The organism is Curtobacterium sp. MCBA15_001 (assembly GCF_001864835.1).
In the GTDB taxonomy this organism is placed as follows: Bacteria; Actinomycetota; Actinomycetes; order Actinomycetales; family Microbacteriaceae; genus Curtobacterium.
On sequence record NZ_MJGI01000003.1, the window covers coordinates 24,928 to 45,680 of the forward strand.

Sequence of the window (20,753 nt, forward strand, 5' to 3'; positions counted from 1 at the left end):
CCGCCGCTCACCCGACGAGCAGCCGACGCACCCCGTCCGTCACGACGCGGCGCGTGACGTCACCGTCCCGCCGCGCCTTGGCCCGCAGCGCCGCACCCTCCCAGAGGTCGACCAGCTGCGCGCCGAGGAGGTCGGGGTCCCGGTCGGCGCCGACGTCGCCCTGCGCCTGCGCCTGCCGGACCGCACTCGCCAGCCGGTCGACCCACTCGTCGAACAGCCCGTCGACGTGGGCGGCCACCGCGGGTTCGTCCGTGGCGGTGTCGACGGCCAGGTTGCCGAGCAGGCAGCCGTACCGGAAGTCGATCCCGGCCAGGCGGTCGAGCATGACGTCGAAGTACCGGGTGATCCGGTCGAGCGCCCGCGGCACGGAGTCGTCATCGAGCACGTCGATCGGCGATGCCGCAGCGAACCGGTCCGCGACCTCGCGGGCCAGGTCGGCCTTGGACCGGAAGTGGTTGTAGAAGGAGCCCTTCGGTGCACCGGCAGCCCCGGTGATCGCGGCGACCCCGGTGCCGGCGTACCCGTGCTGGTGGAACTCGACCAGGGCGGCATCCACGATGGCATCGCGCAGGCTCGGTTTCGGCATGCACCGATCTTCGCACTCCGGGAATGAGACGACCGGTCGTTTTGCTGACCTCCACAGCAGCATCGCCGGATGCCCCGACGGAAGGAACCCACCATGACCACACTCGCCGGACAGATCGTCCTGGTCACCGGAGCGAACGGCGGACTCGGTACCGAGTTCGTCCGCCAGGCCCTGAAGCGCGGCGCGACGAAGGTGTACGCCGCAGCACGCCGACCTCGCGACTGGGACGACGCCCGCGTCGTCCCGCTCGTCCTCGACGTCGCCGACGAGGCATCGGTCGCCCTCGCAGCGTCCGAGGCAGCCGACGTCACCGTCGTCGTCAACAACGCCGGACAGCTGCGCCCGGGCGGACTCGTCGACGGCCCGCTGGAGGACGTCCGCGCCCAGATCGAGACCAACCTGATCGGACCGCTGCTGGTGACCCGCGCGTTCGCCCCCGCCCTGCGACGCGCGCACGGTGCCGTCGTCAACGTCGCCTCGGTGCTCAGCTGGCTCGCCGGCAGCGGCGCGTACGGCGTCTCGAAGGCCGGGCTCTGGTCCGCGACGGACTCCACCCGGATGGAGCTCGCGGGCGACGGGGTCCAGGTCGTCGGGGCCTACCTCGGCTACACCGACACCCCGATGACCGACGGAGTCGACGCCCCGAAGAACACCCCCGAGCAGGTCGTCACGGCCGTGTTCGACGGCCTCGAACAGGGCGAGCCCGAGGTGCTCGCCGACGAACTGACGCGCGCGGTGCGAGCCGGTCTCGGCGCGTCACTGGCCGACCGGTACGCAGCGCTCGGCGCCTGAGGCGCCCACCCTGACGGACGGAAGGCCCGGTGCCAGCTGGCACCGGGCCTCCTGTCCGTCAGTCGGTACGGACCGTCAGACGGGACGGTCCGTCAGGAACGCCACCAGGCATCGAAGGGCGTCGCCGGGACCTGCCGCTTGTGCTCCGTGGCGTGGTAGCGGGCCTCGATCGCCTCGGCGACCTCGACCGGCACGTCGCGCCCCTGCAGGTAGGCGTCGATCTCGGCGTACTGCATGCCGAGGTTGGCCTCGTCGGTCTGTCCGGGCAGGTCGTCGAGCAGGTCCGCGGTCGGGGCCTTCTCGTACAGGCGGGCCGGCGCCCCGAGGTGCTCGAGGAGCTGGCGGCCCTGGCTCTTCGTCAGGCCGGTGAGCGGTGTCAGGTCGACGCCGCCGTCGCCGTACTTCGTGAAGAAGCCGGTCACGGCCTCGGCCGCGTGGTCCGTGCCGACGACCAGCAGACCCTGCTGCCCGGCGACCGCGTACTGGGCGACCATGCGCATCCGGGCCTTGACGTTGCCCTTGACGAAGTCACTCAGCTCGACGCCCGACTCGAGCGTGTCACGGACGACCCCGTCGACCCCGTGCTCGATGTTGACCGTGATGCCGGGTGCCGCGGCGATGAAGCGCAGCGCGAGCTGGGCGTCGTCCTCGTCCGCCTGCACGCGGTACGGCATCCGCACCGTGGTGAACGTGGCGTCGTGCCCGTCCGCCCGCAGCGACTCGATCGCGAGCTGGCACAGGCGCCCGGCGAGGGACGAGTCCTGACCACCGCTGATCGCGAGGACGAGGCCCTTCGCACCGGTGGTCAGCAGGTAGTCGCGCAGGAAGGCGACGCGACGTTCGACCTCGTGGGCCGGGTCGATGTCGGGCTGGACGTTGAGTTCCGCGGCGATGGCCGCCTGCTGTTCGCGCACCGCTCCAGTATCCCTCGCAGTGCCCTCCGGTGTCAGGACACCGAGCGGGCCGTCAGGTGCGCGGTGCGCCCAGTGGCGCGACGGTGTTGTCGTGGTCGACGCCGATGGCGCACCGGCAGACGACGTGCAGCGTCTCGCCGGGGGTCGTCAGGAGCCGGAAGCGCTCGGCGTGGACGGGGCCGGCGATGCGGTCGTGGGGGTGCGTGTCGTGGGTGTGCACGGTGGTCCTGTCGTTCTCGTGGTCGTTCGTCGGTGTGGTCGTTCGTCGGTGGCGTCAGCGCGGTGGTGGCGACCGGCGAGGCGGTGCGGCGGGCGCCCGAACGCCCGTCGCACCGCCCGGTCACTCAGCCGCGTCGCACCCGGCGCAGGACGAACGTCCCACCACCGGCGGCGAGCAGCAGACCGGCGACGAGCAGGAGCATCCCCATGCCCTCAGCGCCGGTGTAGGCGAGGGTCCCGCCACCGGTCAGACCGGTGCCGTTCCCGACGGGTCCGACCTGGCCGGCCAGCCCGGCCGGTCCCTGCGGCCCGGCGGGGCCATCGGCACCAGGCGCACCCGGGGCGCCCGGCGTTCCGGGCGTTCCGGGTGTTCCGGGCGTGCCCGGGGTCCCCGGGTCGGCGACGACGACGAAGCCGACGGCCACCGGCCCACTGGTGAGCCCACCGATCGTCTCGGTCGCCGATGCGACGTGGTCACCCGTGCCGACCGCTGGGAACGTCACGGTCCACGAGCCGGTGCCGTCCGCGGTGGTGCTGACCGGCGTCCCGCCGTCGAGCGTCACGTCGACCGTGGCGCCGGGCTCCGCGGTGCCCACGACGGGGACGTCCACGGTGTCGTCGTCCGTGGCGACGGGGATCTCGGTGCCGTCCTCCGGGTCGGTGATCGTGATGCCGGCGAACGGGTCCGCCTGCACGGTCGAGCTCGCCAGGTCGACGGTCGCCAGGTCGGCGGCCGGCAGCAGCTGCAGGCGCACGGCCCGCACCGTCGTGGCCCCGGTGGCGTCCGCGGTCGGCTCGGTGAAGCGCGGCGCGGTCTGCGAGTTCAGCGTGATGCTGACGAGCTGGTTCACGGTCGCCAGCAGCGGCTGGAGTGCGGTCACCGTCTCGGTGACGGTGGTCAGCAGCGTCGCGACGGTGTCCTGCACGACGTCACCACCGAGCACTTCACCCACGCCGGCGACGAGTGCCGGTACCAGGGTCGTCGCCAGGAGCGGCTGCAGCGCCGCGTCGAGGAGGCCGACCGCCGGGCCGACGAGGCCATCGCCCGCGACCGTCAGGGTCGGCGTGCCGGCACCGGTGCCGAGCAGCTGCCCGACGGTGGTGTCGACGGTCAGGTCGACGGTCGCGGCCGGGATGCCCAGCGCGGTGACGCCGGACGAGAGCTGCACCTGCACGGCGGCGGCGTCCAGGACGTCGGTGATGCTCGCCGTGAGCAGGTCCGGCAGCTGCGTCGTCAGGATGTCCGACAGCGCCCCGGTGATCTGTGCGTTGACGGTGGCGTCCTGCAGCAGCGTCGTGTCCGCCGGTAGGTCGTTGAGCGTGTAGAGCTGCCCGAGGTCGATCAGGACCGTGCCCGTGGACAGGTCGAGCGTGACGCGCCCGAGGTCAGAGGCTGCTGCGTCGCCGCTGCGAGCGCCTGCTGCAGGTCGACGTCCGCCGTGACCTGCGCGGTGGTGTCGGAGACGGTCAGCGCACCGAGGCCGAGTCCGTTGAGCGCAGTGGTCAGCGGGCCGGTCAGGGCCGCGACCGCACCGTCGGTGACGCCGTCCTCGCCGAGCAGGCCGTTCAGGGTGTCGCTCGACGTGCCGAGCGCGGTGTCGAGGTCGGCGACCAGGGCCTGGACGGCCGGGCTGACGAGCCGAACCTGGGCCCCGGCGACCTGGTAGTCGGTCGTCGTCGTGGCGCCGGTGAAGGTCCGCTGTGCCTCGGCGCGCGACGAGAGCGCTCCGAACCCGACGGCCACGTCGCTGACGACGTCCTGGGCTCCGAGGCCGGCGACGAGCGGACCGAGGTCGATCGAGGCGCCGGTGCCCGGCACTGCCGACCCGACCTGGATCGCGCCGTCCCCACCGACGGCGCCGGCAGCAGCCAGCGCGCCCGTGGTGGTCGTCGAGGCGACCTGGCCGGCGACGCCCACGTCGACCAGGCCGTTGGCGCCGAGCAGCTGGATGCCCCCGGGCACCTGCACCCCGACGGTGTCCAGCACGGCGAGGTCGAGCGGGTCCGTCTCGGACGCCGCCACCCCTCCGGGAGCGGTGGCCGCGAAGGACCCGGCCAGGGCCGCGATCGTGTCCAGGTCGACGGAGCCGCTGCCGGCGACGAGCCGACCCTCGGCCTGGGTCGCGTCCGCGGTGGCCGCGTTCGCTGGGAGTGCGGCGCCGCCGATGACGACGGCCGCGACGGTGGCGGTCGCCCCGGCGCGGAGCGCGAGACGGAGTGCAGTGCGTGGCATCGATGCCTCTTCCTCCGGCGGACCTGGTCCGCCGCTGATCCATCCCCCGTGGTGAACGAGGGATCCGACGGGACCGCTGGTGAGGCGGTTCCCGGATGTCTGGGATGCGCGGGCGTGCGCTCGTCGGACTAGTCGGCGCGACCTCCCCCGGTGACGTCACGCCGCACGGATCCGCGCGGCTCGCCGACGGAGCGGGGCGCGTGCTGCGCTCGCTCGGTCCGTGGGCGTGACATCCCTGATCCTCCCGGGACGGCGCGACATCAGTGTCGCGCTGTCGGACACGGATGGTGAGACCGTGTCGGCCGGCCCTGTCCACCGTTGTGGGGACCGGATCCGGTTGCTGTGCAATCTACAAGGGACTCCCCGGGGAAGGGCGATACCCCTGTTCGGGGGCTTGTCCGGTCAGCGGGCCCCGACCTCTTCGGAACGCTTCTGCCGCCACGGCTTGGCCGGGGTGTCCGGACCGTCCCAGACCTGGACCGCGCCCCACGCCGCCGCGAGCAGCGGGACGGACATGACGGCGCCGGTGATGCCGGCGAGCACGGTGCCGGCGGTCAGGCCGACCAGGATCACGAGGCCGTGCAGCTGCAGCGTCCGGCCCATGAGCACCGGCTGGAGCAGGTTGCCCTCGAGCTGGTTGACCAGGACGACGATGCCGATCACGATGAGCGCCTGCACCGGGCCGAGCGTCACGAGGGCGACCAGCGCGGCGAGGACCCCGGCCGCGGTCGCACCGACGATCGGGATGAACGCGGTGATGAACACGACGACGGCGAGGGGCAGTGCGAGCGGCACCCCGACGATCGCGATGCCGACACCGATGCCGATCGCGTCGACCGCGGCGACGGTCGCCGTGCCGCGGACGTAGCCGCCGAGGGTCGAGACCACCCGGTCACCCACGCGGCGAGCGCGGGCGTACCGGGCGCCCGTGAACGGCCGGAGCAGGAACTCCCAGATCTTCGGACCGTCCTTGAGGAAGAAGAACAGCACGACGATCATCAGGACCAGCCCGGTCAGGAAGTTCGCGGTGGCGGATGCCCCGGCGAGCGCCCCGGACCCGAACTGCGCGCTCGTGACGAAGTCGGTCACGCCCTTCGTGGCGTCGTCGATCTGCTGGTCCGAGATCGAGAACGGCAGCGACGTGACCCATCCCTGGAGCTGCTGGAAGCCGTCGACCGCGGATGCCTGCAGGTCGGACCACTGGTTCTCGACCGCGACGACGATGAGCCACCCGACCAGGGCCAGCACCGCGAGCACCCCGAGCAGGACGGCGAGCGTCGCGACCAGGGACGGCACGTGGTGCCTCCGCAGCCAGGACACGACCGGGTGCATCGCCGAGGCGATGATGAGCGCGATGAGCACCGGGATCGTCACGACGCTGATCGTCGACGCCGCGTAGACGATGCCGATCACGACGACCAGCACGATGATGACCTGCAGGCACCGGGTCGCCAGTCCGCCGAACGCGTCGGCCCACGCCTTCCGCGCTCCGGACGCCGGGGCGTCGCTCGGGGTGAGGGCGGACGGAGTGAAGAAGGGCATGCGGATCCTTGTCGTCATGACGGCGGCGCGGTGCGGAAGCGGACGCTCCTGTCGATGATGACAGGGTGCGGGTGGTTACGCTCACGGTGTGACGACGACGTTCCCGCGCAGCACCCCGTCCGCCCTCGGCATCGACGCGACCGGGGTCAGCTCCCTCGTCCGTGCCCTCGAGACCACGACCGACGTGGAACCGCACGGCTTCGTGCTGCTCCGGCACGGCCAGGTCGCCGCCGAGGGCTGGTGGGCCCCGTACTCGGCCGAGCGCCCGCACCTGCTGTACTCGCTGAGCAAGAGCTTCACGGCGGCCGCGGTGGGGATCGCCGCGCGCGAGGGGCTGCTCGACCTCGACAGCACCGTCATCAGCCACTTCCCGGAGCTCGACGCCGAGGTCACCGACCCCCGCAGCCGGTCGATGACATTGCGGAACATCCTGGCGATGGCGAGCGGCCACCACGAGGAGACCCTCGAGCGTGCACGGGCGATCGACCCGGACGACATCGTCCGCGGCTTCCTGCTGCTGCCCCCGGACCAGGACCCAGGCACCGTCTTCGCCTACAACCAGCCCTGCACCTACACGCTCGCCGAGGTCGTCCGTCGCGTGAGCGGCACGACGCTGGTCGAGTACCTGCGTCCGCGGCTGTTCGACCCGCTCGGCATCGAGCAGGTCTCGTGGAAGCGGGACGGCCGCGGCGAGCTCGGGTTCTCCGGCTGCTACGCGACGACGGAGTCGGTCGCGAAGCTCGGCCAGCTGTACCTGCAGCGGGGCGTCTGGGACGGCGAGCGGATCCTCGACGAGGACTGGGTCGCGGCAGCCACCCGCACCCAGGTCGAGAACCCCGACGAGGAGAACCCCGACTGGCGTCAGGGCTACGGCTACCAGTTCTGGATGGCCCGGCACGGGTTCCGCGGCGACGGCGCCTACGGCCAGTTCTGCGTCGTCCTGCCCGAGCACGACGTGGTCCTCGCGATCACCGGGCAGAGCCTCGACATGCAGGCGGTGCTCGACGCCGTCTGGGCCCACCTGCTGCCGGCCATCGACGGCAACGGTCCGGTCGACGACGACGCCCTCGCCGAGGTCACGGCCCACCTGGCGCTGCCGCCGGTGGACGGGGAGCGGCTCGGCACCGCCGTCCGGGAGGACCGGGTCACCTTCACGGTCGCCGACCGGACCGCGGTCCCTGGCCTGGACACCGTGGTGCTGGAGCGCGACGGTGACGGCTGGTCCGCGACCCTGACCCAGGACGGCTCGCCCGTGCGGGCTCCGCTCGGCGAGGGGTCGTGGGCGGTCTCCGGTGCGACCGCCGCGAGCGCCGCGGTCCAGTCCGACGGACGGGTCCTCGTGGCCGTGCGGTTCGTCGACACCCCACACCTGCTCTGGGTGCGCTGCGACCCGGACGCAGGGACCTTCGGTGCACGCTGGCAGACCGAGCCGCTGCACGACCGGATCTCCACGCTGCACCGCCCCGCCTGAGCCCGGCGGGTCAGGACCAGGCGTCGAGGACCGCGAGCACGATCTTGAGGACGACGATCACGACCGGCCGGACCAGGTACGTCCAGATCCACCGGAACGGCTGCGGCAGCCACATCGGCTGCTCGTCCGCCCGGCGCTTCGCGGTGCGCTCCCGGCGAGTCAGCGGCACGGCGCGTCGCCGCGTGCGCATGGTCGTCGGGTCGGTCACCCGCTCACGGTAGCGCCGGGGACCGCCTCGCACACGTCACCCGTTCGCGGCGGTCCCGGAGCCGGTGCCGTTCCCGGAGCCGGTCCGTGCACCGCGACCGAAGCCGGTCCCCTCGGTGACGGCGCGTGCCGTGATCGCGCTCGACCCGGACGGCGTCCCGATCACCGTGACGTGCTCCCCCTTCGTCAGCGCGGACAACGAGCTCGTGTCGGTCTTGCTGACCCGTGCGGTCGACGGCACCGTGACCGTCTCGGTCGACCCGCTGGCGGTCGTGACGGTCATGGTCGAACCGGACACCGAGGCGATGGTGCCGCTCACGGCGCCACCGGCACCAGCGGCACCACCGCTGGTGCCGCCTCCCGTCCCGAAGCCCGAGCGGGTGCCGAACTGCTGTGTGGTGCCGGCCGACGCCGTCGTGGACGACTCGTGCCGTCCGATGAACACGCCGCCGATGAGTCCGGCGCCGAGGGCGACGACGACCGCGAGCGCGGGGATGAGCACCGTGGTGCGGCGTCGGGGAGCGGGCCCGTTGGGCGTGGGGAGGGCGGACATGGGGTTCCTCTCGGGCTAGACGCTGCGGAGCGCCTGGATGGGTCGCATCGACGCGGCGCGCGACGCGGGGTAGACACCGAAGAACACGCCGATGGCGACGGAGACCCCGAGCGCCAGGGGGATGCTCGCGAGCACCAGGACCGGGCGGGTGCCGTCGATCGGGAACTGGGCTCCGACGACCGCGACGAGCACGCCGAGCACGCCGCCGGTGAGCGTCAGCGCGGCGGCCTCCACCAGGAACTGTGCGGCGATCGACCGACGCGTGGCGCCGACGGCCTTGCGGATGCCGATCTCACGGGTCCGTTCGGTGACGGTGACCAGCATCACGTTCGTCACGCCGATCCCGCCGACCAGCAGGCTGATGGCCGCGACGGCGGCGAGCAGGACGGTGAAGCTCGTCGCGCTCGCGGCGCGCGTCTGCAGGAGCGCCGACGGGCTGGTGACGGTGAACGGACTGGAGGCCGTGGTCGCCCCGACGAGCTGGTCCAGCTCGATCTGCACCTCGCTCTCGGCCGCGGTCACGTCGGCGGCGGAGCGCGCGGAGACGAGCAGCCCGGAGAGCGACCCGTAGCCGGTGAAGGAGCGCTGCACCGCGCTGACGGGGAGCACGACCTCGCTGTTCGGGTCGACGAACCCGGTCGCGGTCTGCTCCGCGAGGACCCCGGTCACCGTGAAGGGCACGCCGGCGACGGTGAGCTGCTGTCCCACCGCGGCACTGGTCCGCCCGAAGAGCTCCTGCGCCAGGGTCGGTCCGACCACGGCGCCCTGCTGCGCGGTGGCACTCGTCGCGAAGGCCGCACCGGCTGCGACCTTCGCCGCGCTGACCGAGAAGTACGCGGGCGTCGTGCCGATGACGCTGATGTCGGTCTCCGAGGCGCTGGTCGTCGCGACGGTCTGGGTCGTCGTGGCCTCGGGGACCACCCGTGCGACGTGCCCGAGGCCGGCGTCCTGAAGCCGGGTCGCGACGGTCGTGGTGATCGGTCGCGTGGCTGATGCCGTCGCCGCACGCCCGCCGCCCGCGCCGGCGGACTCGGGCCGGACGGTCAGCGTGTTCGTGCCGAGCGAGTCGATCGAGCTCGACACCACCTGCGCCGAGCCGTTGCCGACCGCGAGCAGCAGGATCACTGCGGCGACGCCGATCATCACGCCGAGCAGGGTCAGGACGGAGCGGAGCTTGTTCGCGGTGACACCGTGCAGCGCGGACAGCAGCAGTTCGCCGGTCTTCACCGTGCGACCCGGGTGACGCGTCGGTCGGCGACGACCAGGCCGTCACCGACGACCAGGACCCGGTCCGCCCGGGCGGCGACCTCTTCCTCGTGCGTGATGACGACGATGGTCCGGTGCGCGTCGGCGATCTCGTCGAAGACCGTCAGCACGTCCTCGGTCGAGGCGCTGTCGAGGTTGCCGGTGGGCTCGTCGGCCAGGATCACGGTCGGCTCGGTGACGAGCGCCCGCGCCACCGCGACGCGCTGCTGCTGCCCGCCGGAGAGCTCCGCGGGTCGGTGCTCGGCACGCGCAGCCAGGCCGACGCGGTCGAGGGCGGCCGTGGCCCGGTCCCGCTGCTCGGCGCGGGAGACCCCGGCGTAGGCCAACGGGAGCGCCACGTTCGCGAGCGCGGTCATGCGCGGGATGAGGTTGAACGACTGGAACACGAACCCGAGCGACCGACCGCGGATCCGGGCGAGCTCGTCGTCGCTCCGGGTGCCGATGTCCTCGCCGGCCAGGCGGTAGGAGCCGTGGGTCGGGACGTCGAGGCAGCCGAGGATGTTCATCAGCGTCGACTTCCCCGAGCCGGACGGCCCCATGATCGCCAGGTACTCGCCCCGTTCCACGCGCAGGTCGATCCCGCGCAGGGCGTGCACCTGGTTCTCGCCGTTGCCGTACACCTGGTGCACGTCGACGAGTTCGATCGCGGGGTGGCCGGTCATCGGGAACCGCCGGTGCCTGCTCCGGTGCCGGCGCCGGCTCCAGCGCCTCCTCCGGTGCCGCCGGTCCGGCCCGCGCGACCGCTGCCGCCACCGAACCCGCCCGCACCACCGCCGAAGGACCCGGAGCCGCCGCCGAACCCGGAGCCGCCCGTCCCGCCGGTGCCGGACGACGTGGTGGCGTTCGGGTCCACCGTGCCGATCGACACCTCGTCGCCGGCGTGGATCCCGGTGCCGGACACCTGCGTGCCGTCATCGCCGACGATCCCGGTCGTGACCCGGACCGTCGAGGTCGACCCGCCCTTGCCGACGAGCGTCACGGTCGAGGTGCCACCCGAGGTGTGCACGGCCGCGGTCGGCACGGAGAGAGCGTCAGCGGGACTCGACTTCGTGGTGACGGCGACGTCCGCGGTCTCGCCGTACCGGACACCGGTCGGCAGGGCGTCGAGCGTGATGACGACGGGGAACTCGACCAGCGAGTCCGTCGAGGTGCCCACCGGCGCGATCGAGGTGACCTTCGCCTGCGCCGTGACCGTGGGCGCCGCCGGGAACGTCACTGCCGCGGTCATGCCGGTCGCCAGGGACGCGACGTCGGCCTCCGGGACCTCGGCGGTGACGGTGTCGGCGGTGGTGTCCGCGATCGTGACGAACCCCTGGGAGCCGGACGAGCCTCCCGTCGCACTGCCGGAGCCGGCGCTGCCGGAGCCGGCACTGCCGGAACCCGAGTTGCCGGAGCCGGCGCTGCCGGAACCCGACCCGCCGGAGCTGCTGCCGCTGCTGGCCGCCGTGCTGGCGGTCTCGGTCGACCCGGCGGAGACCTGCTGGCCGACCGAACCACCGACGGCGACGACCTCACCGGCGACCGGGGCCGTGAGCGTCGCGTCGGCGAGCGCCGTCTGCGCCGTCGTCAGCGCGGTCTCGTCGTTCGTGACCTTGGACTCGTCACTGAGCAGCGTCGTCTGGGCCTGCGCCGACGACGAGGCGCTGGACTGCGCGGACCCGCCCGGCGACGAGGACGTCGTGGTGGCGGCGTCGGCGACGGTGCGCTCGTCCGCCTCGGCCGTCTCGTCGTTCGCCAGGGTGGTCTGCGCGTCCGTGACCTGCCCCGCCAGGGTGGTGGTCGCCAGCGTCGCGAGGGCCTGGCCGGCCTGCACGGTCTGACCGGGGGCGACGGCGACCGCGCTCACCGTGCCACCGACGGCGAAGTCGACCTGGGTCTCCGACACCGGGGCGAGCGAACCGGTCGCCGTGACCGAGCTCGACACGGTGCCCTGCTGCACCGTCGCCGTCAGCTGGGTCCGCGCGGACGCACCGTGCGCCGGCAGGACCACGACGACCACACCACCCACGACGAGGACCGCCGTGACGCCCAGCGCCACCGTCGTCCACGTCCGCGTTCTGTTCTCCATGCCGGACACCCTCGACCCGCCGGCTCGCAGCGGGCTCTCGGGAGGTTCTGGGGATGCTGGCGGCGGCTGAGGGTGTTCCGAGTCAGCGTGGTGTGCTCCCAGCACGACCCGGCTCTGGCGGGCCCGATCCTGTCAGCCCTCGACGCCCGCTGCGCGCAGGTCGTCGAGCACGGCCCCCTCGAGCACCTGCTGCCCGGCGACCGTGGGGTGCTCGCTGTCCGCCTGCAGCAGACCGGTGCCGGTGGCGATCGGCTGCCCGACGTCGACGAACGTGCCGCCGACGGCCTGGACCGCCTGCTGCAGGTCCGCACTGCTGTCGGCGACCTCGTCCGGCACCGTGCCCGGCTGGTCCCACAGGGTGCTCAGCCCGACGATGCGCGCGTCGGGCAGGGCGTCGTGCAGCGCTGCGATCGTGGTCGTCGTGGCCGAGGCGAGCGCCGTCGGGTCCTCCCCCAGGTCGTTGTCCGAGGACTCCACGAGGACGATGCCCGGCTTGGCGGCCACGGCGGCGCTGAGGAGGCCGGCGTAGTCCGACCCGCAGCTGCCCACCGCGACGAAGCCCGCGCCGCTGCACGAGTCGTTCGTGACCGACGCCCCCGTCTGCGCCCCGAGCAGGACCGGCCAGGCGTCCGACGCGTCGTCGAGCCCGTACCCGGCCATGATCGAGTCGCCGATCGTCACCATCGCGGCGTCGTCGTCGACGGGGGCGCCCTGGGCGGTCGACGCCGGCAGGGTCGGCGTCGCGGTGCCGGACGCGGTTGCGGTCGAGGTCCCGCTCGCAGTGGAGCCCGCCGAGGTCGCCGACGTGCTCGTCGTGCTCGTGGCCGCGTCCCACCCGACCAGCCCGACCACGACGGTCAGCGTCATGGCCGAGGTGAGGACGACCGTGCGGGAGAGCTTCATGACAGCCACGGTAGGTCGCGGGAGCCGCGCGTGTCCGGGACCTGGGAGCATCCATCGGAGGCTCATGGGCCGTTCATGGGAACCGCGTCACGCAGCGGTCCCGACGCGGCGGGTCACCAGGGGACGACGCCGTCCTCGTCGAACAGACCGCCGCGCGGGCCGTCGTCGGGCAGCGTCGCCAGCCGCACCACCGGCGCAGCCCCCTGCTCCGGCGACCGGTCGCCAGCGAACCCGTTGAAGTCGGTCGCGACGAGCCCCGGGCAGGCAGCGTTCACGATCACCGGGGAGTCCGCGAACGCACGGGCGTACTGCACGGTGATGCTGTTGAGGAAGGTCTTCGAGGACGAGTACGCCGCCATGACCGGCCCCGGCTGCCGTCCGAGCGACCCCATGCTGCTCGACGTGTTCACGATCCGGGGCGCCGACGACCGACGCAGCAACGGCAGCACCGCGTTCGTGACCCGGACGACGCCGTACACGTTCGTGTCGACGATGCGTCGGAGTTCATCGAGGTCCATCGTCGTCGGGTCCTGCTCCCACGTGACGGGGTCGAACGCCCCCGAGATGCCGGCGTTGTTCACGAGGACGTCGAGCGTGCCGAAGTGCTCGTCGAGCGTCCGGGCCGCGGCGGCGACGCTCGCGTCGTCGGTGACGTCGAGCCGGACCGTCGACGCGTCGATGCCCTCGGCCACCAACCGTGCTGCGGCCTCGGACCCGGCCGTCTCGTCACGTGCGCCGACGACGACACGCATCCCGAGCCTCCCGAGCGACTGCGCGATCGCGAACCCGATGCCCTTGTTCGCCCCGGTGACCAGGGCCGTCTTCGTGGCTGTGCCTGTTGCTGTTGTCATGTCCCGATCCTCCGGCTGCGTCGGTGACCGCGTCCAAGACCCGTCGGGTGGCTGGTGATACCCGCGCGGTATCGCCGGACGTAGGCTCGTCGACGTGGACGACCTCGAGACGCGTGAACTCCGGTACTTCGTCACCGTGGCCGAGGAACTGCACTTCGGGCGGGCCGCGGCCCGCCTGGCGATGTCGCAACCACCGCTGTCCCGCGCCGTGCAGCAGCTGGAGCGGCGGATCGGGACGCCGCTCTTCGAGCGGACACCGCGTGGTGTCGTCCTGACCCCGGCCGGTGCGGTGCTGCTCGAGGAGGCCCGGCCTGCGCTGGCAGCGGTGGCCGCGGCCGGGCGCCGCGCGCGACGGGCGGGCGCGACCACGCGACGGCTCGTGCTCGCGGTCAAGGCGGGCGCCGACCACGACCTGCTGCAGGCGCTCCTCGACGTGCAGCAGGCCGATCCGCTGGGCCTGCCGCTCGACGTGCGGTTCGGCGAGGTGCACGAGCAGGGCGCGTTCCTGCGCGACGGCACCGCCGACGTGGCGATCATGCACCGGACCTACGACGACCTGACCGGGTTCGACACCGAGGACCTGCGCACCGAGCAGCAGGTCGCGATCCTGCCGCGCACCCACCCGCTCGCCGCGCGCTCGGCACTGTCCCTGGCCGAGGTGCGGGACCTGCCCGACCTGCCGCCCGCACGGTGGCCGCGCGTCGACGGGTCCTACCCGGACGGTCCGGGGCCGGAGGTGCGCTCCCAGGCGCAGCTCGCCCAGCTCGTCGCGCTCGGGCACACCGTGATCGTCATCCCGAGGTCCAGCAGGACGCTGCAGTGGCCGGAGCACGTCGCGGTGCCGGTGCTCGACGCGCCGCTCGCGACGACGGTCGTCGCGTGGCCGGCGTCGTCGACCTCGCAGGACGTCGCGCGGGTGGTGCGGAACGCGGTGCGTGGCGCCGCGGTCGTGGCGGGAGCGCCGGCGCAGACGGCCTGACCCCGCGCGGCGACGCCGGGCCGCGGCGTGGCTGGGGCCCGACGTCGTCAGATCTCGACGTCGCTGCCCATCGTCACCGTGCGCTGCGGCGGCAGGCCGAAGCGGGACGACGGGTCGGCCGCGTTGTGGGCGAGCCCGACGAACAGGCGCTTCCGCCAGTTCACCATGCCGCCGTTGCCGCGCATCGGCCGCAGCGCACCGCGGGAGATGAAGTACGAGGCGTCCTGCATCGCGTCGGGGTCCAGGTCGAGGACCTCGGCCAGGCACGCGGCGTGCAGGGCGTGCGGCAGGTCCTGGTCGTCGGAGAAGCCGAACTTGATGGTGACGTGCTCGATGCCGTCGTCGGTGAAGCCGAGGTCGTCACGGGTGAACGCCTTCGCGTGGGGCACGTGCGGCACGTTCGCGGTGATGACCGACACGATGATGACCCGCTCGTGCACGACGTGGTTGTGCTCCACGTTCGCGCGGAGGGCCAGCGGCGTCGTCTCCTTGTTCGGGTGTGGGAACACCGCGATGCCCCGGACTCGCGGCACGTGCTTGGTGTTGATCTTCGCGACGAACGCCTCGAGCGAGCCCTCGCGTTCGCGGCGCTCGTCCTGCACGAGCTGGCGGCCGCGGCGCCACGTGGTCATCACGGTGATCACGGCCAGGGCGATGAGCAGCGGCACCCACCCGCCGTGCACGACCTTGGACAGGTTGCCCGCCAGGAACGTCAGCTCGAGGCCGCCGAAGACGACTGCGGCGACGACGAGCTTCCACGTCGCCCAGTGCCACAGCGGCTTGACGACGAGCAGCAGCAGGATCGTGTCCGTGACGAGCGCGCCCGTGACCGACACCCCGTACGCAGTGGCCAGGCTGGCGGACGAGCGGAACGCCAGCATGATCGCCATCACGCCGATGAACAGCAGCAGGTTCACGGCCGGCAGGTAGATCTGACCGCCCTCGCGCTTGGACGTCTGGCGGATCGTCAGCGGCGGCAGGAGCCCCAGCTGCACGGCCTGGCGGGTGAGGGAGAACGCGCCCGAGATGACCGCCTGGCTGGCGATGACCGTCGCGGCCGTCGCCAAGACCACCACGGGCAACTGTGCCCAGTTCGGGAAGAGCAGGAAGAACGGGTCCTTCGTCGCCTCGGGGTGCTCGAGCACCAGGGCGGCCTGCCCGAGGTAGTTGAGGACGAGCGCGGGGAACACCACGAAGAACCAGGCCCGACGGATCGGCACCCGGCCGAAGTGGCCCATGTCGGCGTACAGCGCCTCGGCACCGGTGATGACGAGGACCACGGCCCCCATCGCCACGAACGAGATGACCGGGTGCGCGAACACGAACGCGATCGCCCAGGTCGGCGAGAGGCCCTGCAGGACACCGGGGTGCTGGACGATGAACGGCAGTCCGGCGACGGCGATCACCACGAACCAGAGCAGCATGATCGGCCCGAACAGCGTGCCGACCTTGCCGGTGCCGAAGCGCTGCACCGCGAACAGGACGACGAGGATCACCGCGGCGATCGGCACGATGAGGTGACCGATCGCCGGGGTCGCGGTCTGCAGGCCCTCGACCGCCGACAGCACCGACACGGCCGGGGTGATCACGGAGTCGCCGTAGAACAGCGAGACCCCGATGATCCCGATGACCAGGAAGATGGTCGCCCCACCACGGCGCTGCGCGTACAGCCGACGCGCCAGCGCGGCGAGCGCCATCACCCCGCCCTCGCCGTTGTTGTCCGCGCGCATGAGCACCAGGACGTACTTGATCGACACGACGATCGTGATGCTCCAGAACATCATCGAGATGACGCCGTAGACGTCCTCGGGGATCGGCTTCACGATCCCGCCGTCGATGGTGAACACGGTGCGCAGCGCGTACAGCGGGCTCGTCCCGATGTCGCCGAACACGACCCCGAGGGCGGCGAGCGCGAGCGCGGTGACGCCGGTACGGCCGCCGTGCTCCGGAGCCGCGGTGTCCTCGGTGACGGGTGCCGCGGAGTGGGTCTCGGTCACGCTCGATCACTCCCGATCTGTGCCGCCAGGGAGACGGCCAGCGCTCATCCTGCCACCACGGTCCGCGCGCGCTCGCAACGGGCTGTCCGGGACGCGTACTGCGTGCTTCTGATTCGAAGCACCTAGACTCGGGCGATGACGAACGACCAGCCGCAGGAGCACGGCGCCGGCCCGCGCCCGCACGAGCACGAGCACGGCGCCGGACTGCGTCCGGAGGAACTCGGCGCCTACTTCGCCCTGATCGAGGTGAGCAGCCTGCTCCGGCACACCGTCGAGCAGCAGCTCCGGGACGCCGGCGACCTGAGCTACGTGCAGTTCCAGCTGCTCGCCACCCTGGGTGACGCGTCCGACGGCAGTCGGCGGATGACCGATCTGGCCGACGGGGTGGTCTACAGCCGCAGCGGGCTGACCTACCAGGTCGGTCTGCTGGAGCACGCCGGGCTCGTCGCGCGGAGCCAGTCGCGCGAGGACGAGCGGGGCGTGACCGTGACGATCACCGACGCCGGCCGTGACGTCCTGGCCGCGGTGTTCCCGGGGCACGTCGAGGTGCTGCGGCAGCTGTTCCTCGCCCCGCTCTCCCCCGACGACGTCGCCGACCTCGCTCGGGTGCTCGGGACGGTGCGGGACCACATGCGCACGGTGCCGCCGCGGTCGGCCAAGCCCCGTCGGAAGCGTCCGGCACCGTGACCTGTGTCCGAGGACACACTTCCGTCTCCAGGAGGATGTGACAGTCACTCGACCACGGCAGGGTGGAGGGGCGTGGGGAGTCCGATGGGTCGTGACCGCAGCTGTGGGGGCCGCGGTCACGACCCTCCTCCCCCGTCCTGCGGGACACGGACGTCCACCAGCGACTACCGACGCACGACCTGACGACCGCACGACCGCGCTACCGCCTGACCGCCCGACCGGGCGAGACCGTAGGCTGCCGCGATGACCCTCGTGCAGCTCCGCGTCTTCGTCGCGGCGGCTCGTCTGGGCTCCTTCACCGCCGCGGCGACCACGCTCCTGATGTCGCAGTCCTCCGTCTCCGAGTTCATCCGTCGGCTCGAGGGCGCGTACGACACCCGGCTGTTCGTCCGCGGAGGCCGTCGACTCGGCCTGACGGACGCGGGGTCGGTCCTGCTGCCGATCGCGGAGCGCATCATCGCCGAGGCCGACGCCGCGGACCGTGCCCTCCGGGCGGTCACCTCGCTCGTCGGTGGCACGGCCTCGTTCGGACTGCTGCGGAACGCCAAGTACTACGCCCTCGACGAGTTGCTCACGCGGTTCCACACCGCGCACCCGGCGGTCCGACTCCGGGTGATCGGGCTGAACTCCGTCGAGGTCGCGCACGAGGTCGCGTCCGGTGGCCTCGAAGCGGGCCTGGTCGTCCTGCCGATCGACACCGACGGGCTCCGGGTCGCACCACTCCGCCGCGACGAGGTCGTCTTCGTGAGCCGCGACCCGTCGATCACCGACCACCCCGTCACGATCGAGGAGATGGCCGCACGCCGGCTGGTCCTCTACGACGCGCACTACGGCTGGCGCGACCCCACACGCCGGCAGTTCGCCGAGCGGGCCCGAGCCGCGGGTGTCACGCTCGAACCGCACGTCGAGGTCGAGCAGGTCGAGACCGCGCTCGCCCTCGTCGCCTCGGGTCTCGGCGACACCTTCGTGGCGCGTGCCGTGGCCGAGGCCGCCGTCGCGCGCGGTCTGCACTGGACCTCCTTCGCGGACCCGGTGTACGACACGGTCGCCCTGGTCGAGCGCGAGGGCGAGGTGCTGTCCGCCGCGACCGCCGAGCTCGCACGGCTGGCGCGGGAGCTCCTCAGCGGCTGAGCGGCCCGTACAGGTCCGGCCGTCGGTCGCCGTGCAGGTCCGCGTTCGGCGTCAGCGTCTTGTCGCGGTTCGCCGCCAGGTCGAGGTCGGCGATCGCCGCCCCCGGGCCGGGCCCGGTGCTGGCGACGACCCAGCCGTCGGCGTCGACGACGGACGTGCCCTCGTTCCAAGCGACGCCCCGCTCCGTCCCACAGCGGTCCGCGCAGGCCATCGCCATCCGGTTCACCCGCGCAGCAGCCATCGCGATCTGCACCTCCGGCGCACGTTCGCCCTCCGGCCGGTCGACCCACGGCCAGTTGGTCGGGACCGCGAGCAGCTCCGCGCCGTCGAGCGCCGCCATCCGCGTCCACTCGGGGAACTCGACGTCGAAGCAGATCGACACCCCGATCCGCCCGTGCACCGTGTCGACGACGAGCGGGGGTTCCGAGCCCGGCGTGAAGCACGCCTTCTCCCCGTCCCACAGGTGCACCTTGCGGTACACGCCGACCACGCCTGTCCGGTCGACGACGGCCGCGGCGTTGTACACGGCACCGTCGTCGCCCAGCTCCGCGAAGCCACCGACGACGATGCCGCCGGTGCCACGGGACAGCCGGGAGGCCGTGGTCGCCCACGCGGTCACGCTCGCGTCGTGCGCGGGGACGGCACACGACCTGGCCTCGGCCGCGTCCCGGAAGACGTAGCCGCTGGTCGCGAGCTCCGGCAGGACGACCACGTCGACGTCGTCCGGCAGCGCGTCGAGCGCCGCCTGGACGGTCGCCGCGTTCGCGGCGAGCTCGCCGACCACCGGCGCGAGCTGGACCGCGGCGACGCGGGTCACCGGACCACGTCCTCGGCGCCGTCACGGGCGGGACGGTCGGGTCCGCCGACCGGAGCGGTCCCTGGGGCCGCTGGAGGAGCCTCCTGGCCGGTGCCGGTGGACGCCGTCAGGGCGGCCCGGACCCGCTCGACCAGCCCCGTGCGGAACGTGATCGCCAGGCCGATGAGCAACCAGGCCGCGACGATGTACGGGAACCAGCTGTACGGGGCCTCGAGCCCGACGGCGTTCTTGTAGATCGTGTACAGCACCAGCGCGAGTGCCAGGACCGGGATGACGATCTGCCACTTCGGCGTCGCGGCACGGCCCGAGAAGAACAGGAACCGGACGGCACCGACCGTCGCGAGGACGTACGCGACCAGCAGCGCGATCGTGCCGACGGTCAGCGCCCAGTACGTCGCGTCCAGCACCGCGGCACCGGACAGCCGCTCGCCGATCACGATGAGCACCGCGACGACGGCCACCACGCTCAGGGCGTTGACCGGCGACCCCTGCGCGGACAGCTTCGACACCGGCCGCGCGAGCCCGGTGTCGCGGGAGAGCGCGAACAGGACGCGGGCCGCGCCGGACAGGGTGCCCAGGAAGATCGCGAAGAGGCTGACCACGGCGGCCAGGGTGAGCAGGTCCGCGAGCCAGGTGCCGACGTAGGTGCGAGCGAGGTCGCCGTACGGCGCGGCCGAACCGGCGAACTGCTTCACCCCGGTGGCCGACGTGCCGTAGCCGAGCGACTGCGCGATGATCGAGAGCAGGTAGAACGCCCCCACGACGACGATCGCGATCTTCAGGGCCTTGGGGATGTCCCGCTTCGGGTTGCTGGTCTCCTCGCCGAGGGTGGCGGCGCCCTCGAACCCGGCGAACGCCAGGAACCCGAACACCGCGGCGCCGGCGATCAGCCCGACGTCGGTGCCGCTCGGCAGCGCCAGGAAGTCCCAGCTGAGGTGCCGACCGGCCGGTGCGGCACCGACGCCCAGGCGGACCAGGACCACGACGTTGAGGATGGTGACGAGCACCGCGCCGATGAGCTCCGCGTACAGGAGCGAGCGGGTGATGACGTGTACCTCGCGTCGGCCGAGCAGGACCACCACCGCCAGCGCGACCACCGTGATCCAGATCCAGTCCGGCGCGACGTCGAGCCCGAGGTCGTTCAGCAGCTGTGTGACGAACAGGCTGATCTCGATCCCGGATCCCGCACCGATCGTGACGTAGGCGAAGAACAGCGCCCACCCCGCGATGAAGCCCGCGCGGGCGCCGAGTGTCAGGCCGACCGTGGCGTACACCGACCCGGTGTGGGCGATGTGCCGCGAGAGCTTGACGAACCCGTAGGCCACCAGTGACACGGCCACGAGGGCGAAGACGAACGCCCAGGTGGCGCCGCGTCCGAGGATCCCGGCGGCGCCGGCACCGAGCAGCGCCATGACGCCGACCGGTCCGATCAACCCGACCGAGAAGGCTGCCGCGTCGGCGACCTTGAGTTCACGCTTGAGGCCGGGAGCGGCCGGGGTGGGGTGGTGCTCGGTGGTCATCGCTGGCTCCGATGCGG

The 20,753-nt window shown here is 72.6% G+C and carries 21 protein-coding genes; 5 read left to right on the top strand and 16 right to left on the bottom strand.

Translation table 11 applies throughout. From position 1 onward, the window contains the following. Positions 1 to 7: 7 nt before the first annotated feature. Entirely contained in the window at positions 8 to 586 is a 579-nt protein-coding gene (locus tag BIU90_RS00750) for a TetR/AcrR family transcriptional regulator (protein ID WP_071298340.1), read from the bottom strand. Positions 587 to 679: 93 nt separating this feature from the next. On the opposite strand from BIU90_RS00750, the gene BIU90_RS00755 reads away from it, so the two are divergent. Further along, entirely contained in the window at positions 680 to 1,378 is a 699-nt protein-coding gene (locus BIU90_RS00755; protein WP_071298341.1) for an SDR family oxidoreductase, read from the top strand. A 92-nt stretch (positions 1,379 to 1,470) separates the two neighbouring features. Here the strand turns inward: BIU90_RS00755 and nadE are convergent, their stop codons facing one another. The 5 genes from nadE to BIU90_RS00775 form a co-directional block, all read right to left on the bottom strand. Further along, on the bottom strand, positions 1,471 to 2,292 hold the full coding sequence (nadE, locus tag BIU90_RS00760; RefSeq protein WP_071298342.1) for an ammonia-dependent NAD(+) synthetase: 822 nt from the start codon (positions 2,290 to 2,292) through the stop codon (positions 1,471 to 1,473). A gap of 52 nt (positions 2,293 to 2,344) precedes the next feature. Next, positions 2,345 to 2,512 (bottom strand): hypothetical protein, encoded by a 168-nt coding sequence (locus BIU90_RS18510; RefSeq protein WP_175470097.1) that lies wholly within the window; start codon positions 2,510 to 2,512, stop codon positions 2,345 to 2,347. 124 nt (positions 2,513 to 2,636) lie between these two features. Further along, positions 2,637 to 3,686 (bottom strand): hypothetical protein, encoded by a 1,050-nt coding sequence (locus BIU90_RS00765; protein WP_071298343.1) that lies wholly within the window; start codon positions 3,684 to 3,686, stop codon positions 2,637 to 2,639. Positions 3,687 to 3,853: 167 nt separating this feature from the next. Next, on the bottom strand, positions 3,854 to 4,744 hold the full coding sequence (locus BIU90_RS00770; protein WP_071298344.1) for a choice-of-anchor G family protein: 891 nt from the start codon (positions 4,742 to 4,744) through the stop codon (positions 3,854 to 3,856). 402 nt (positions 4,745 to 5,146) lie between these two features. Beyond that, entirely contained in the window at positions 5,147 to 6,286 is a 1,140-nt protein-coding gene (locus BIU90_RS00775) for an AI-2E family transporter (RefSeq protein WP_071298345.1), read from the bottom strand. An 88-nt stretch (positions 6,287 to 6,374) separates the two neighbouring features. Here BIU90_RS00775 and BIU90_RS00780 point away from each other — a divergent pair, with 88 nt between their 5' ends. Next, entirely contained in the window at positions 6,375 to 7,757 is a 1,383-nt protein-coding gene (locus BIU90_RS00780; RefSeq protein ID WP_071298346.1) for a serine hydrolase, read from the top strand. 10 nt (positions 7,758 to 7,767) lie between these two features. Here BIU90_RS00780 and BIU90_RS00785 read toward each other — a convergent pair whose 3' ends face one another. The 7 genes from BIU90_RS00785 to BIU90_RS00815 all read right to left on the bottom strand — a co-directional run bounded on the left by BIU90_RS00785 (position 7,768) and on the right by BIU90_RS00815 (position 13,605). Then, positions 7,768 to 7,965, bottom strand: a complete 198-nt coding sequence (locus BIU90_RS00785; RefSeq protein ID WP_071298347.1) for a hypothetical protein — start codon at positions 7,963 to 7,965, stop codon at positions 7,768 to 7,770. 36 nt (positions 7,966 to 8,001) lie between these two features. Next, positions 8,002 to 8,517, bottom strand: coding sequence for a hypothetical protein (locus tag BIU90_RS00790; RefSeq protein WP_071298348.1), 516 nt, complete (start codon positions 8,515 to 8,517; stop codon positions 8,002 to 8,004). Positions 8,518 to 8,532: 15 nt separating this feature from the next. Then, a complete protein-coding gene (locus BIU90_RS00795; RefSeq protein WP_071298349.1) occupies positions 8,533 to 9,744 on the bottom strand; it encodes an ABC transporter permease in 1,212 nt (403 codons plus the stop codon). Beyond that, positions 9,741 to 10,445 carry an ABC transporter ATP-binding protein gene (locus BIU90_RS00800; RefSeq protein WP_071298350.1) on the bottom strand — a complete coding sequence of 235 codons (705 nt, stop codon included), beginning with the start codon at positions 10,443 to 10,445 and terminating at the stop codon, positions 9,741 to 9,743. The genes BIU90_RS00795 and BIU90_RS00800 overlap by 4 nt, the downstream gene beginning before the upstream one ends. Further along, positions 10,442 to 11,851, bottom strand: coding sequence for an efflux RND transporter periplasmic adaptor subunit (locus tag BIU90_RS00805; protein WP_139195035.1), 1,410 nt, complete (start codon positions 11,849 to 11,851; stop codon positions 10,442 to 10,444). The genes BIU90_RS00800 and BIU90_RS00805 overlap by 4 nt, the downstream gene beginning before the upstream one ends. Positions 11,852 to 11,983: 132 nt before the next feature. After that, positions 11,984 to 12,754, bottom strand: a complete 771-nt coding sequence (locus BIU90_RS00810) for an SGNH/GDSL hydrolase family protein (RefSeq protein WP_139195036.1) — start codon at positions 12,752 to 12,754, stop codon at positions 11,984 to 11,986. Positions 12,755 to 12,867: 113 nt separating this feature from the next. Then, entirely contained in the window at positions 12,868 to 13,605 is a 738-nt protein-coding gene (locus BIU90_RS00815) for an SDR family oxidoreductase (protein WP_071298352.1), read from the bottom strand. 94 nt (positions 13,606 to 13,699) lie between these two features. Between BIU90_RS00815 and BIU90_RS00820 the strand changes: the two genes are divergently transcribed. After that, a complete protein-coding gene (locus tag BIU90_RS00820) occupies positions 13,700 to 14,584 on the top strand; it encodes a LysR family transcriptional regulator (protein WP_071298353.1) in 885 nt (294 codons plus the stop codon). Positions 14,585 to 14,631: 47 nt separating this feature from the next. On the opposite strand, the gene BIU90_RS00825 is transcribed toward BIU90_RS00820, so the two are convergent. Further along, positions 14,632 to 16,581, bottom strand: a complete 1,950-nt coding sequence (locus tag BIU90_RS00825) for a potassium transporter Kup (protein ID WP_071298354.1) — start codon at positions 16,579 to 16,581, stop codon at positions 14,632 to 14,634. A 135-nt stretch (positions 16,582 to 16,716) separates the two neighbouring features. On the opposite strand from BIU90_RS00825, the gene BIU90_RS00830 reads away from it, so the two are divergent. Together BIU90_RS00830 and BIU90_RS00835 are read left to right on the top strand one after the other, a co-directional pair. Then, a complete protein-coding gene (locus tag BIU90_RS00830) occupies positions 16,717 to 17,268 on the top strand; it encodes a MarR family winged helix-turn-helix transcriptional regulator (protein WP_083403575.1) in 552 nt (183 codons plus the stop codon). 243 nt (positions 17,269 to 17,511) lie between these two features. Next, on the top strand, positions 17,512 to 18,399 hold the full coding sequence (locus BIU90_RS00835; protein WP_071298355.1) for a LysR family transcriptional regulator: 888 nt from the start codon (positions 17,512 to 17,514) through the stop codon (positions 18,397 to 18,399). Here BIU90_RS00835 and BIU90_RS00840 read toward each other — a convergent pair. After that, the gene (locus BIU90_RS00840) at positions 18,389 to 19,216 is read right to left on the bottom strand and encodes a nitrilase-related carbon-nitrogen hydrolase (protein WP_071298356.1); all 828 of its coding nucleotides are present in this window, start codon (positions 19,214 to 19,216) and stop codon (positions 18,389 to 18,391) included. The two genes, BIU90_RS00835 and BIU90_RS00840, sit on opposite strands and share 11 nt — an antisense overlap. Next, positions 19,213 to 20,736, bottom strand: a complete 1,524-nt coding sequence (locus tag BIU90_RS00845) for an APC family permease (protein WP_071298357.1) — start codon at positions 20,734 to 20,736, stop codon at positions 19,213 to 19,215. Before BIU90_RS00845 ends, BIU90_RS00840 begins: the two co-directional genes overlap by 4 nt. Positions 20,737 to 20,753 lie beyond the last annotated feature (17 nt).

What these genes read in the sequence shown, in the direction of transcription:
- BIU90_RS00750 (WP_071298340.1), bottom strand. Translation starts at nt 586, where the DNA reads ATGCCGAAACCGAGCCTGCGCGATGCCATCGTGGATGCCGCCCTGGTC.
- BIU90_RS00755 (WP_071298341.1), top strand. Translation starts at nt 680, where the DNA reads ATGACCACACTCGCCGGACAGATCGTCCTGGTCACCGGAGCGAACGGC.
- BIU90_RS00770 (WP_071298344.1), bottom strand. Translation starts at nt 4,744, where the DNA reads ATGCCACGCACTGCACTCCGTCTCGCGCTCCGCGCCGGGGCGACCGCC.
- BIU90_RS00775 (WP_071298345.1), bottom strand. Translation starts at nt 6,286, where the DNA reads ATGCCCTTCTTCACTCCGTCCGCCCTCACCCCGAGCGACGCCCCGGCG.
- BIU90_RS00790 (WP_071298348.1), bottom strand. Translation starts at nt 8,517, where the DNA reads ATGTCCGCCCTCCCCACGCCCAACGGGCCCGCTCCCCGACGCCGCACC.
- BIU90_RS00800 (WP_071298350.1), bottom strand. Translation starts at nt 10,445, where the DNA reads ATGACCGGCCACCCCGCGATCGAACTCGTCGACGTGCACCAGGTGTAC.
- BIU90_RS00805 (WP_139195035.1), bottom strand. Translation starts at nt 11,851, where the DNA reads ATGGAGAACAGAACGCGGACGTGGACGACGGTGGCGCTGGGCGTCACG.
- BIU90_RS00810 (WP_139195036.1), bottom strand. Translation starts at nt 12,754, where the DNA reads ATGAAGCTCTCCCGCACGGTCGTCCTCACCTCGGCCATGACGCTGACC.
- BIU90_RS00815 (WP_071298352.1), bottom strand. Translation starts at nt 13,605, where the DNA reads ATGACAACAGCAACAGGCACAGCCACGAAGACGGCCCTGGTCACCGGG.
- BIU90_RS00830 (WP_083403575.1), top strand. Translation starts at nt 16,717, where the DNA reads ATGACGAACGACCAGCCGCAGGAGCACGGCGCCGGCCCGCGCCCGCAC.
- BIU90_RS00835 (WP_071298355.1), top strand. Translation starts at nt 17,512, where the DNA reads ATGACCCTCGTGCAGCTCCGCGTCTTCGTCGCGGCGGCTCGTCTGGGC.
- BIU90_RS00845 (WP_071298357.1), bottom strand. Translation starts at nt 20,736, where the DNA reads ATGACCACCGAGCACCACCCCACCCCGGCCGCTCCCGGCCTCAAGCGT.